This window comes from Microcoleus sp. A003_D6, assembly GCF_036702825.1.
Classification (GTDB): Bacteria; Cyanobacteriota; Cyanobacteriia; order Cyanobacteriales; family Microcoleaceae; genus Microcoleus.
In genome coordinates, this window is sequence record NZ_JAUBWA010000161.1 from 1 (window position 1) to 12,739 (window position 12,739).

The 12,739-nt window shown below is 45.6% G+C and carries 10 protein-coding genes and 3 tRNA genes; 6 read left to right on the forward strand and 7 right to left on the reverse strand.

The window, feature by feature from the left end:
* Positions 1-125 precede the first annotated feature (125 nt).
* From QUB70_RS28805 to QUB70_RS28815, 3 genes are all read right to left on the reverse strand, one after another.
* On the reverse strand, positions 126-554 hold the full coding sequence (locus tag QUB70_RS28805; protein WP_332985028.1) for an NUDIX domain-containing protein: 429 nt from the start codon (positions 552-554) through the stop codon (positions 126-128).
* A 35-nt stretch (positions 555-589) separates the two neighbouring features.
* Positions 590-1,645 (reverse strand): adenylate/guanylate cyclase domain-containing protein, encoded by a 1,056-nt coding sequence (locus QUB70_RS28810; protein ID WP_332985030.1) that lies wholly within the window; start codon positions 1,643-1,645, stop codon positions 590-592.
* 194 nt (positions 1,646-1,839) lie between these two features.
* Complete coding sequence (locus QUB70_RS28815; protein WP_332985031.1) at positions 1,840-1,968, reverse strand: hypothetical protein; 129 nt, start codon at positions 1,966-1,968, stop codon at positions 1,840-1,842.
* Between the two features lie 465 nt (positions 1,969-2,433).
* On the opposite strand from QUB70_RS28815, the gene QUB70_RS28820 reads away from it, so the two are divergent.
* Together QUB70_RS28820 and QUB70_RS28825 are read left to right on the forward strand one after the other, a co-directional pair.
* The gene (locus QUB70_RS28820; protein WP_332985032.1) at positions 2,434-3,567 is read left to right on the forward strand and encodes an SAM-dependent methyltransferase; all 1,134 of its coding nucleotides are present in this window, start codon (positions 2,434-2,436) and stop codon (positions 3,565-3,567) included.
* Positions 3,568-4,017: 450 nt separating this feature from the next.
* On the forward strand, positions 4,018-5,721 hold the full coding sequence (locus tag QUB70_RS28825) for a lipoxygenase family protein (RefSeq protein WP_332985034.1): 1,704 nt from the start codon (positions 4,018-4,020) through the stop codon (positions 5,719-5,721).
* 63 nt (positions 5,722-5,784) lie between these two features.
* On the opposite strand, the gene QUB70_RS28830 is transcribed toward QUB70_RS28825, so the two are convergent.
* From QUB70_RS28830 to QUB70_RS28845, 4 genes are all read right to left on the reverse strand, one after another.
* Positions 5,785-6,927 (reverse strand): fatty acid desaturase family protein, encoded by a 1,143-nt coding sequence (locus tag QUB70_RS28830; protein WP_332985035.1) that lies wholly within the window; start codon positions 6,925-6,927, stop codon positions 5,785-5,787.
* 363 nt (positions 6,928-7,290) lie between these two features.
* Entirely contained in the window at positions 7,291-8,556 is a 1,266-nt protein-coding gene (locus tag QUB70_RS28835; RefSeq protein WP_332985036.1) for a glutamate-5-semialdehyde dehydrogenase, read from the reverse strand.
* Between the two features lie 4 nt (positions 8,557-8,560).
* Entirely contained in the window at positions 8,561-8,965 is a 405-nt protein-coding gene (locus QUB70_RS28840) for a hypothetical protein (RefSeq protein WP_332985037.1), read from the reverse strand.
* A 241-nt stretch (positions 8,966-9,206) separates the two neighbouring features.
* Positions 9,207-9,278 (reverse strand) — tRNA-Gly (locus QUB70_RS28845).
* Positions 9,279-9,496: 218 nt separating this feature from the next.
* Between QUB70_RS28845 and QUB70_RS28850 the strand changes: the two genes are divergently transcribed.
* The 4 genes from QUB70_RS28850 (at position 9,497) to QUB70_RS28865 (ending at position 12,567) form a co-directional block, all read left to right on the forward strand.
* Positions 9,497-9,637 (forward strand): hypothetical protein, encoded by a 141-nt coding sequence (locus QUB70_RS28850; protein WP_172188980.1) that lies wholly within the window; start codon positions 9,497-9,499, stop codon positions 9,635-9,637.
* A gap of 268 nt (positions 9,638-9,905) precedes the next feature.
* Entirely contained in the window at positions 9,906-11,726 is a 1,821-nt protein-coding gene (locus tag QUB70_RS28855; protein ID WP_332985039.1) for an ABC transporter ATP-binding protein, read from the forward strand.
* 613 nt (positions 11,727-12,339) lie between these two features.
* Positions 12,340-12,424, forward strand: a tRNA-Tyr gene (locus QUB70_RS28860).
* Between the two features lie 71 nt (positions 12,425-12,495).
* Positions 12,496-12,567 (forward strand) — tRNA-Thr (locus tag QUB70_RS28865).
* Positions 12,568-12,739: the final 172 nt, after the last annotated feature.

Sequence of the window (12,739 nt, forward strand, 5' to 3'; positions counted from 1 at the left end):
GCGAGCTTTGAGCGGTGCTTTCTGTCGTTTCAGATTTCTTCTCCCCACAATAAAACCACCCTGCTTTTTAAGGGGGGTTAGGGGGATCGGTCTTAAGTGAACCGTATTGGGTAGTGTGTGACTTTTTATTTTAAATATCCCTGCAACAATTTCCAAGCCATTTGAGTCCCCTCACCTGCGTTTACTTTTTCAAAATCTACATCTTTTCTCAAAACTACCAAACCCACACCTTCTTTGATTTCTATTTTATCAGAATCGCTAACTATTGCTAAAAAAAGATGATTATCTTGTAAAATTTTAATATCGTTTTGGGTCTTTTGGTGAGTAAAAGTTGTGATGAACTCCATTTTGTAATAATTGGTTTTAAGGCAAGTTTCTTCCTCCATTTCTCGCACTGCTGCTTGCTGTGGACTTTCTCCAATGTCCACGCCACCACCAAAAGTAGAAAGCATTCCTTGACTGGCAATACCGGGAATATTATCTCGCAGTTGTGCCCCAATCTGACCGTTGGGGAGCATGAGAAAAATGCGAACTATTGACTGAGGAATATTCATCTTATCGAGGGAATAACAAAACTCAAAAAGTGGCTCTATAGTTTTATAATTTGAATCCAAATTTTCCTAATCCAATTGTACGCCGCAGCAGACAAAGCCAACAATTTATTGACAAAACTTTGCCAAATAGAACCTTCCCTTACCTCAGAAACTTCTTGGATTTCCACGGGCAGCGGCGGCATCCCGACTACTTCATACAGCGGATATTCGCCGCTTTTTCCCGGAATTTCAACTAATACGCGCCGATCGACGATCGCCAATTCCTTGACTTCCTGATAAGTCTCCTCGGAAATCAATAAACTCGTTCCCACTTGCTTGTTAGCAGCCTCGATCCGGCTGGCTAAATTCACCGCATCGCCGATCGCCGTAACTGTCTGATTTTTCGACTCCCCCAGATTCCCCACAACCGCCAAACCGCAGTGAATCCCAATCCCAATCCGCAATCGGTGACGGTATAAAGTCTCAAAATATGGATTGAGTTTATCCAATTCCTCCAGCATTTCCACCCCAGCCCTCACCGCTTGTTCGGCCGCCTTGTCTGAGTTTTCCAACCCAAACAGCGCCATCAAACCGTCGCCCATATAATTATTAATCATCCCGCCATTCCGGTTGATCGCAAAACCCATTTTTTGGAAATAGCGATTTAAAACATAGATTACGTCGTAGGGCAGCAGCGATTCTGCAAAAGGCGTAAATCCTCGAATATCCGCAAACAAAATTGCAATTTTCTTCTCTTGCCCGACAGGAGCATAAATCAACTTTCCGGACATTTCGTCGTTAAATGATTCCAAGTCTTCAGAATCGATCGCCAGCCGCCGCAAAATCACCTTCCCGCCCGCTACCTGCGTCTGACACGCCAGCCTGATTTCCGGCTCTAAACGCAGTTTTTTGGCGAGATCCTCTTCCGCTGAATTGCGGGGCGAGCAAAATTCTAAACCTTCGACAATCAAGACGCGACAAGTCGAACACCGGGCGCTACCGCCGCAGATGTGGGTGTGCGGAATGCCTGCACGCAGGGAAGCTTCCAGAATTATATCGTCGTCGTCTATCTCGATCGTGCGATCGTCCGGCAGATAGTGAATCTGTGGCATATGTGGCGCATCTAGCTAATTAGCGAGGAATCTCGCGGACATCTGTTATTGCAGCGAACCTGTATGCAAACCCGGTTTCTAGGCATTTTTTCTGTATCCCCTGATTTATTAACTATAAGTCGCGATCGGCATTTGCTTCTCCTTGCCTCAGCTCAACCGCCCAACTGACACCAGTTTAAAAAAAGAATGCAACTCTAGGCAATAGTCCAACTCTTAGCCGATCGGTCATTGCCAATTCTCAAATCTATAATGGTATAACTCAGCACTAAAATCGCCATCGCACCGTGAAAACACCCCACTTTAAGCTGTGGAGTTAATCTCAAATCTCAAATCTCAAATCTCAAATTGGCTGACATAATTCTTAATAAAATTGAGTTCGCCCAAAGCCCGATAAATCCGTTATCAAATCCCCTTCAACCGCCATATATTTTGAGGATTTTTCGGAATTTTGCTGTGCAAACCTTACTTGGCAATAGTTTCAGCTTTTTGGCTCTTTAATAACTAGCCAATTTTCGTGAGATAGAATAAGCTGTGTTGCATCTAGATTGCCTATGGTATTAGAGAGGGAGAGGGGGAGAAGGGGAGAGGGGGAGAGGATTTGACGATTTTTAATCGGGATTCGAAATATACAATTTAAATGCACAACAGCTTAGCAGCATCTTTAAAACCAGTAAGCTGTTCTGCATTTAAATTGTTTTTCAAAAAACAATCAAACTCTTGTGGGGAGTAGGGGTTGGGCTTCTAGCCCGCCCCGAATATGCAATTTAAATGCGCGACAGCTTATAACCATGAGTTCATCAACAGCCCTACAAAACATCGAAAACCACATTCCCATCGTGGGAAATATCCATCTCAAAAGTCCGATCGCCTACGGAGCAACCCGCCTCGCAGTCAGTGCAGTTAACACGGTGCAAATGGCAGTAGCAGAGTCTTATATCAGCGGATTAGAAGTCCCGGATTCAGTATTGCGATCGCTTTTTGATACCTGTATGCCCGTCTTTTTTCGGTATTTTCCCTCTCTCCTCGCACCCTACGAATGGGTACTAACAGAAACAAACCACGCAGCCGAAGGCCTGCGGGATTTAATGAAAATTCAGTACGACTTGCCTCAAGCCGTGCTGAATCCTATGTTAGGCGACAGCAAACTCATTTATAGGAAATACAGCATGGGATTGTGGGAAAAAGGAGCAGCCAACCTTGAACAATCGCAAATTCAAATGATTGATGATGCGATCGAGAAGCTAGAGATTCAAGATGGCGACAATATTTTAGACTTTGGCTGCGGTTGGGGTTGCGTTCCCAATTACATTCTTTCCAAATTCCCCAATGTCACCTTTACTGGCATTAACCTCAGCCACCACCAATGCGAGTATATGCGTCAGAAGATGCAAGACCCCGAAAGCTACCTGAGTTCCGGTCGATTTACCCTATATGAAGGCGATTTGAACGACGCCAACTTCGAGACCAAATTCGATAAAATTCTCTCCATCGGAGTTTTTTGTCATGTAGGTAATTTAACGAAGGCTTTCCAAAAGCTCGCCTCTTTCCTGAAGGATAACGGCAAATTTTTCATTCACATCATCACAGTTCGCACTCCCAACAATATATCCAGCGTTTTCACCCACAAATACATTTTCCCCCACGGCCGTTACTGGAAATACGATGCCGTTCCGAGCCACAACAAAGACCTCAAAACCATTAAAAGATGGTATCTCAACGGATACAATTACTCCACAACCTTTGCTAACTGGCTGAAAAACTTTGACGATTCTCAGGCAACAGTCAAAGATTTAGATTACGGCATAGACTATGCCAAATTCCGCCGCATCTGGCGGTTTTACTTGATTTGGTTTGTGGCTAATTTCGCGAGTTGCGACGGTGAATACAATGGCAACGGCCAATATTTAATGGTTCGTGCCTAACTGCTAATCAGTAGACCAAGCTCAAAAAACATAACACCACGAACCCCGACTTTTCAAAGAAGAAGTCGGGGTTCTCAAGTGCGAGCTACTTATCGGGAAAATGAATCCCTTCTATGTCGATTTAGGGCGATCTAGAAGTGTTGCCTTCTTGTGAGGAATTTTTCTGAGTTAAAAAAAATCCGGAATAAGATTATCGATCGGTGAATAAGCTGTTGTGCATTTAAATTGTATATTTCGAGTCCCGATCGAACAATCGTCAAATCCTCTCCCCCGATCCCCATCGGACCCTCTCCCTCTCTAATACCATAGGCAATCTAGATGCAACACAGCTTAAGACCTATATCAAGCATGAGCCTGCACAATACTTTTTAAATTCCATCCTTTATTTGTAGTGATTATCTCTAATATTTTACTACCAAAAAAAGATTGATTTATACAATGGTAGACAATATGAAACCTTCCCTTCCTCAAGACGATCCGAACCAAGAAAAGCGCCGCGATTCCTTGAATCGCCAGCAAAAAGCTTATCAGTTTGACTATGACAGTTTATCACCTTTGGCATTATTAAAAGATGTGCCACCTGTCGAGAATTTTTCGAGCAAGTATATTGCAGAACGGATATTAGCAACATCGGAACTTCCAGCAAATATGCTGGCAGCCGATGCGAGAACTTTTCTCGATCCTCTCGACGAACTCCAAGACTATGAAGATTTCTTTACTCTGCTGCCGCTACCTCAAGTTGCAAAGATATACCAAACCGATCGCTCTTTTGCAGAACAGCGCCTGTCTGGAGCAAATCCGATGGTGCTTCGCCTCTTAGATGCGAGCGATCCTCGCGCACAAGCACTGGCGGGTCTTTCCAGTTTGCACCCATTATTCGATCTCGGCCAAGAGTTGCAGCAAAAAAACATTTACATTGCCGATTACACGGGTACTGACGCACACTATCGCGCGCCTGCAAAAATAGGAGGCGGAACCTATGAAAAAGGCAGAAAATACTTGCCGAAACCGCGGGCTTTTTTCGCTTGGCGGTGGACGGGAATCCGCGATCGCGGTGAAATGACACCTATTGCCATTCAACTAGATCCGACGCCAAATAGCCACGTCTACACCCCATTAGATCCTCCTGTCGATTGGCTGTTTGCGAAACTCTGCGTGCAAGTAGCAGATGCCAATCACCACGAAATGAGCTCGCATTTAGGTCGAACTCATTTGGTGATGGAACCAATCGCGATCGTCACCGCCCGACAGTTAGCCCAAAATCACCCGCTGAGCCTGTTGCTGAAACCGCACTTTCGCTTTATGTTGACCAACAACGAGTTGGCGCGTTCTTATTTGATCGCTCCCGGCGGGCCCGTCGATGAATTGCTAGGCGGCACCTTGGCAGAGACAATAGAAATAAGTAGAGAGGCGTACAGTACGTGGAGTCTCGATGAGTTTGCCTTACCCGCTGAACTGAAAAATCGGGGAATGGATGACCCCAATCAACTGCCTCACTATCCTTACCGAGATGATGGATTGCTGCTGTGGAATGCGATCGAAACCTTTGTATCGGGCTATCTTAAATTCTTTTACCCGACGAATCAGGCGATCGCCCAAGATGTGGAACTGCAAACCTGGGCCCAAGAATTAGCCTCTCAGACAGGCGGTAAAGTCAAAGGAATGCCAGACCGCATCAACACAGTTGAACAATTAATTGAAATTGTCACAACTATAATTTTTACCTGTGGCCCGCAGCATTCAGCCGTCAATTTTCCCCAGTATGACTACATGAGTTTTGCCGCCAATATGCCCTTGGCAGCCTACCGGGACATTCCTAAAATTACTGCTTCTGGTACTCTAGAAGTGATTGCGGAACAGGACATTTTACGGTTGCTTCCTCCGTACAAACGAGCGGCTGACCAACTGCAAGTTATGTTTCTTTTGTCAGCTTATCGATATGACCGTTTGGGTTATTACGATAAATCTTTTCGGGAACTCTACCAGATGAGTTTCGATGAAGTTTTTGAGGGAACGCCGATCGAATTTTTAGCCAGCCAGTTCCAGCAAAATTTGAATATGGCTGAACAGAAGATTGATGCCAACAATCAAAAACGAGTAATCCCTTACTTTTCTCTCAAACCTTCGTTGGTGCTAAATAGCATCAGTATGTAGAATTAAAAATTCAGCACAATATCTCAATGTAGGGTGCACAGTGTGCACCTTACTCTGTATTAGCTAGCCGTTTTTGTATTCTTCAGCGATCGAGCAATTCACGGACATTATACCAGAGGAATCCGTGAAGGTGACTTCATCTTGATAATGCCGGGGTGTTTGCATCAGCAACCGCCAAGCGTCGCCAGCATCGATTAAATTCAGGCGACCGGGATAGTGAATTTTTAACAACTCTTGCACCATCGGATAATAGTCTGAGTTGATGCTGGGGAAAATGTGATGCTCTGTGTGGTAAGAAAAATTTAAGTGCAGCAGGTCAAATATTTTAGGAACCCGCAGCGACATACTATTAATCAGGGGGTCATTAATACTGGTCATCCGACAGCCCATGTGATTGGTGAAGATGTAAAACATTGCGCCTGCATGACCCACGGCGATCGGCAAAAAGTAAGCGAGCGCTATTTTGAGCGGATGAAAATTTAGGTAGAACAAAATGCTGGCATGAATTCCTAAAATTCCCACACATTCAAATGCGATCGTCAATCTATCTTTAGGACTAACTGTAAAGGCAGCCGGTACGTAATCGACAGATTTATCGTTAAAGAATAGTACCGAGGTGAGATTGCGGAAATTATGCACTAACCACGATCCAGCCATCCCGACAATTAACCACAGCGGATTGACTTCCACCGAGGGTACAAACAGATTTTGAATCCATTTTCCCCAAGTATCCGGCTGCTGGTAAAGATAGTTGCGATCGGGGTCTGCTAAGGAATTGGTGTTATTGTGGTGTACTAGGTTGTGCAGATTTTTCCACTGAGTAGGCGGCATGAACAGCATACTTAGTCCCAAAAAGGCGATCGGATAAGTGAGGCGCGACTTTTTCTGAACGCTACCGTGCATCAAATCGTGGGAGCTAAATAGCAAAACTATGATACTATTGCCCATGATGAGGGCTAGAGGTAAGTAAAGCCATAAAAGATAGACAGGCCAGCGATCGAGATTAGCCGCAATTCCCCATCCCAGCAATAAAATGCCCACATTAATTAGCAGTATCGCTAACTTGCTTGAATTGGGTTCAAAGGCATCTGATGGCAGCAGCGGACGCAATTTCTTAACATATACCGAGTGGTGAATTAGCGTTTCTTCGTCTAAATTCGGTGTTACAGTATTGTCTAGAGTATTGAGTGTTTTTTCTGATTTCATATTGCCAGTAAGAGTATTTTGATGTCACTGAATAACTTTCTACAGTTAATTATATCCGGTTTTGAACGAGTTTAATATTTAGGACAAATCAGTCATATCAAATCCGGTGGCATCGGAATTAATATTATCCACAGTCAGGACACGGCGTGCCGTTTCCCTACAATTAATCGGGCGATAGTTACATATCGGGCGAGCGCTCATGATTATTTTGGGGTAGGGAAACGGCACTGCGCCGTGTCCGACCTTGGTTGTTTGCGTGTCTTTAAAAATTGCTCAAACAGAGTTTTATAAATAACTATTAATGGCTGACGCATCGATAATACGCACTTTTAACTTGACTCTAATCGCAATTACAAAATAACATTAAAAAAGCCCGTTTCCCTGAACAATTTCTTTAATTGTAGTCAGCGTATCTAACCCAATCAATCCTCGACGATAACCTTTTTGATTGGACATTCCCAAAAATATCGCATCTCCCCGATTTTGATAGCGCCAAAACCGAGGCGAGGCATTAATAAAAGTAGACGCGCTGTTAACATCCAGAGCAAATTGGCGGCTTTCTAAGTAAGATTCAGTGGCGATGCAGTCAGCGTGGCCGCTGCTGTAGCGATTGATCCAGCCGATCGCAATTTCCAAGCTATCAACAACTTTAAACGCTATGGTTTTGTTTAAATACGGTTGAGTCCACTCGTAGGGTTCCGCCAGCTTCAATTCTGGGAAATCTGCCACGAGTTCGGCGTCTCCGCTAATTTGAAAGCCTTTTTCTTTTAAACTGTTCCACAGCCTAACTAAGGAAGATGGCTTTTGGTTGCGATCGATCAACACTTTCTCGATCGCATTCACCTGATCGGGCACGCTTTGATGGCTGTCCAAAATCATCCACCTCGCCATCTCCAAACTACCAGTAGGCGACCAATAAAGGTAACAATTCCCCATTGCCGATCGCAATACCGGTGCTGTGCACAGCCTTACCACCTGCTGCACCAAACTCGGTCTGCCGTAGGGAATAATTAAATTGAGATATTGGTCTTGAGTCACTAAATCCCGGATGGAAGCGCCCCGATCGGGCGGCAGTACCTGCAAACATCCTGACGGCAAACCGACATCATCGATCGCCGAATGTAAAGCTTCTCCAATTACAGCATTAGTTTGCCAGCTTTCGCTACCGCCTTTGAGAATCAAACTGTTAGCGCTTTTGAGACACAAACCCGCTGCTATCGCCCCCAACTCGGGAAACGCCTCATAAATTAGGGCGATCGCCCCCAGCGGTAGCGACTGACAGTATACTTGACAGCGATCGACCTGATAAGAAGCATTGATCACCCTGCCGATCGGATCTGGCATTTCTCCCAATCGCTGAAGAATTTGCACAGTTGTCTTGATCCGTTCCGGCGTCAGCTTCAGCCACTCCACAATCAACTCAGGAATCGCCATGTCGCGACTCGCTTCTAGATCCAGAGTATTTGCTTCTAAAATGTCATTTTGCCGGCGTTTCAGCGCCTGCGCCATCGCCTGCAAACCAGCAGCGCGATCCGTGCTCTTTGTCGCCGCCAACTCCAAAGAAGCAAGATTTGCGCGACGGGCGACATTTGCCCCATCAGATGAATGGCTAAAATCCTCTATTATCATCTAACTAACGCCTGTAAGCCAGCCATACCATCAGCGCCGGCAGCATTGCTAGCAGCACTGCCACCATTGCCCACAGAATAACATTCGGGCCCGACGAGTGCAGCGCCAGGGGCAACCAAATCACTAGCGGCACCAAAATCATCCCCAAGGCCATTGGCAAATAGTGGGCCTTCAAACCCGGATGCGCTCTGTTCCACTGTTGCCCCGTCCATCGCCAAGCCTGCTTGTAAGGATAGTTCGTTGATAGTTGCTCGATGACGTGTCCGCTTTCGTCCAATACAAATATTTGCTGACAGCGGTTGCAGCCAAAGGCTTCTGTCAGCGTTATGGGCACGAGACGACCCCGGCGCCGGCAAGGGCACGGGTACTCATCGTTTAAGTCAATCTTTGGAGCTTTTTGGGATGGCACGAGCGACCGGATAAAAAAAGCGTTTTTGCAAAAATAATCCTTAACATATCCACTCTTATTCAAACTTGTCAATTCTGCCCGATGAGGGTTTTTACTGCCTGTTCCGAGCGATCGCCCGATCGGCAATTTTGACTTGCAAGTTCTGCACTCAAGTTTACCACTAACTTAGGTATTTTCAACCACCGTTAGGAGTATACCGAAAACTTTCTCGATCTACTTTCCGGTTCTCTTGATTTTTTAAAGCGGGTGACGCGATTCGAACGCGCGACATTCACCTTGGCAAGGTGACGCTCTACCACTGAGCCACACCCGCATTTTCTGCGGTCTTAACTATACTGTCTTAATTTTCGGAATTTGTCAAGTCTTTTTTGTAAGTTTTTTTCACAAAGCCTGTAAAAGCGCCCCAACACCACTCTGGGCATGAAATTGCAGCATCCCGATTGTTAACAAAATCAGTAATTGCAGCGCATTTGACCGTCATCCGCCAAATGCAAAGCTACAATCAAGCTGCAATTGTGGGAGAACACTGCCATGTCAGACTTAAATCGCGGAATCATGAAATTCAAAGGAGCTGACAGCCCGATCGCGATCGCCATTTCGGCGATTGTCATTGCTGGCGGAATCGGCTTCCTGATCTGGTGGGCGCTGCAATCAGCCTACACCTTCAGCTAACAGACTGCTCAAACCTAAAAATTAGAAAGCATTGCTCAGAAGGCAGAATTTAAGAAAAATTCTGTCTTTTGCATTTTTTTTGCCCTTAGTCTTGAATTTATTGCCTCTGAATGCCGATTTCCATAAATCATCCGATCGGGCGACTCAATAGAACGATCCCAAAGCGCTCCCCGACAGACTACTTTTGTAGTACACTTGTAAGCAAAGCGCCATGAGCGCGCAGTTTCAAATCCAAGTGTTTGCAAGGGTTGTATCTCAACACAAATTTATGGCAAGTTTTCAGGACATTTTCCAATACTACAGTCGCTACTGGAAAATCTCAGTTTACAGCATAGGCGCATCCAGCGTTTTGGCACTAGCCGATTTGCTTGTTCCCTACGCGATCGGTCAAATATTAAACGTATTGTCGGGTCAACCTACAGATACTGTTACCCAAAAACTCATAACAGCGATCGCCTCTGTTACCCAGCACTCACCCAACAAAATATTATCGCTATCCGTCTTGCTGGGCATGATTTTTCTGGTAACAGTCGCCAAAGCGCCGATACAGCCTTGGGTGGGAAATTGGTTCCACTGGGTGATACCGTTGAGGGCGAGGCGCGATCGAATGAGAGGTGCGATCGGCAAAATCCTCACCTTACCCCTAGAATTCTACGACGAAAACAACGCCGGACGGATTGCCAGCCGTATCGCCAAAGGTATCGCCAACCATACTTGGACATATCCAGAAATTGCCGGCGAATTCATCCCCGAAGTCGTACGCTTAATCGGCATTTTTGCCGTTATCTGGTTAATTGAGTGGCGGATTGGCTTATTAATTTTGGTTTCATTCCTATTTATCCTCAGTTTCACCCTCAAAAGGCTGCAAGAGGTGACTGCGCGAGAAGAAATTCTGGATGAATACATCGAAGATACCGAAAGCCGCAACTCGGAAATTATTACCAACATCAAAACAGTCAAAGCTTTTGCGACAGAAAGCGATGAACTCAAAAGGCAAACCACCAGACTCGATCGCGAATTAAAAGTCGTGATCGACCGCATTCACAAAGGATACGTCACCCTGGGAACATACCAGCAGACGATCGTCCAGTTGTGTTTATTTTCTGTTCTTGGTTTTAGCCTAGCAGCCACGGTTGCAGGCAAAATTTCCCTCGGCTATTTTGTTACCGTTTACACCCTGGCAAGTATGGCATATTCCCAACTGCGTCCGATTAGCATTATCGCCGAATCATTTGCCCGCCGCTATTCTTCGATGATCCGGTTCCACGAGTTTATGCAAATCCCAGACGGTGTTGATGCGGTAAATTTAACAACACAAAATGCTGCTTCCGCGTCGCCTTATAAATTTAGCGGCAAAATTGAGTTTTGCGGGCTGACATTTGGGTACGATCGCCAAAAGCCTGTTTTGCAGGATATCAATTTATTGATTCATCCCCGTCAAACTGTAGCATTAGTCGGGCGATCGGGTTCCGGGAAATCAACATTAGTTAAACTGCTGTTCCGATATTTTGAACCAAACAGCGGCCGCATTCTGATCGACGGCGACGACATTTCCAGCTTAGACGTGACTGGCTACCGCAAGCGTTTAGCCATTGTTCACCAGGAAGTAGATGTATTTAACGGTACTCTGCTGGATAATTTGACTTACGGAAATCCCAAAGCAACTTTTGACCAAGTTGAGGATGCTTGCCGCATCGCCCGAGTAGACGAGTTTGTGAGCTTGTTGCCTCAAGGTTACTATACCGTTGTCGGGGAGCGGGGAATGCGCTTGTCGGGAGGTCAGCGGCAGCGATTGGGAATTGCCAGGGCTCTGTTGGTGGAGCCGGACGTGTTAATTTTTGATGAGGCTACTTCTAGTTTGGATTATGAGTCGGAGCGATCGATCCAGCTAGCCATGCAAAATATTCTCGGTACGCGCACCACCATAATTATTGCCCACAGACTGAGTACAATTCGCGAAGCCGATGCGATCGTCGTGCTCGACGGCGGTAGAATCGTCGAAGTTGGCAGCCACGACGAACTCTTGAGCCAACAAGGCATTTACCGCCGCCTGCACTCCCTGCAAGAAACCGGGGAATTAGTCAATTAGTCAGTTGTCAGTTGTCTGTTGACTGTTGACTGTTGACTGTTAACTGTTGACTGTTGACTGTTGTCAAGAGTTACCCATTCCCGATGCCCCACAATACGGTTCACTTAAGACAGATCCCCCCTAACCCCCCTTCCCAAGCAGGGTGGATTAATTGTGGGGAGAAGAAATCTGAAACGACAGAAAGCACCACTCAAAGCTCGCGTCTGGGACGCAACTGTTATATTAATAAAGGTACGTAGTTGGGCTTTAGCCCTCTTTCTATATACGTCTCAAGAGGGCTAAAGCCCAACTACGTACCTATTTCTAGGATGACAATTAATCCACCCTGCCGGCGCCCCCCTTCCCAAGGGGACAAGAATGCCCTCAAAGTCAACCCCTACTCCCCTTCTTAAGGGGGATGCGAGGGGGATCTCCGGGGTATAAATAGTGTTAAGCGAACCGTATTGCAATGCCCCATTCCCAATGCCCCATTCCCGATGCCCTATTCCCGATGCCCTATTCCCGATGCCCGACCCTGATTTAACTTATATATTCACTACTTTGGATTAGAGTTTTAAATATAATGTTGCAAAAAAAGAAGAAGCTGCTAGGATGTATAACTGTGGGTACAAATGGGTCGGTGCCCGAGCGGTTAATGGGGGCGGACTGTAAATCCGCTGGCTACGCCTACGCTGGTTCAAATCCAGCCCGGCCCACCACAATTTACATAAAAGTTAAAAATTAAAAATTAAAAGTTAAAAAATTTAATTTAACATTTTTAATCTTTTACGCCCGTGTAACTCAGGGGTAGAGTACCTCCTTGGTAAGGAGGAAGTCGCGAGTTCAAATCTCGCCACGGGCTTGTACTAAATCATGCAACACAAAAGAATCTGGGCGGTTGAAGTGCTTCTTCAACCGCCAATCCTATTTTTGAGCCTATTTTTTAATAGTCGCTTGCAACCCACATTCCGCAGATGTGGCTCGGATTTTCTTATCAGTTGTGAAAAGTGGGAGTCCAAAATTTTTTTCGTTTA

What these genes read in the sequence shown, in the direction of transcription:
- QUB70_RS28805 (WP_332985028.1), bottom strand. Translation starts at nt 554, where the DNA reads ATGAATATTCCTCAGTCAATAGTTCGCATTTTTCTCATGCTCCCCAAC.
- QUB70_RS28810 (WP_332985030.1), bottom strand. Translation starts at nt 1,645, where the DNA reads ATGCCACAGATTCACTATCTGCCGGACGATCGCACGATCGAGATAGAC.
- QUB70_RS28820 (WP_332985032.1), top strand. Translation starts at nt 2,434, where the DNA reads ATGAGTTCATCAACAGCCCTACAAAACATCGAAAACCACATTCCCATC.
- QUB70_RS28825 (WP_332985034.1), top strand. Translation starts at nt 4,018, where the DNA reads ATGAAACCTTCCCTTCCTCAAGACGATCCGAACCAAGAAAAGCGCCGC.
- QUB70_RS28830 (WP_332985035.1), bottom strand. Translation starts at nt 6,927, where the DNA reads ATGAAATCAGAAAAAACACTCAATACTCTAGACAATACTGTAACACCG.
- QUB70_RS28835 (WP_332985036.1), bottom strand. Translation starts at nt 8,556, where the DNA reads ATGATAATAGAGGATTTTAGCCATTCATCTGATGGGGCAAATGTCGCC.
- QUB70_RS28850 (WP_172188980.1), top strand. Translation starts at nt 9,497, where the DNA reads ATGTCAGACTTAAATCGCGGAATCATGAAATTCAAAGGAGCTGACAGC.
- QUB70_RS28855 (WP_332985039.1), top strand. Translation starts at nt 9,906, where the DNA reads ATGGCAAGTTTTCAGGACATTTTCCAATACTACAGTCGCTACTGGAAA.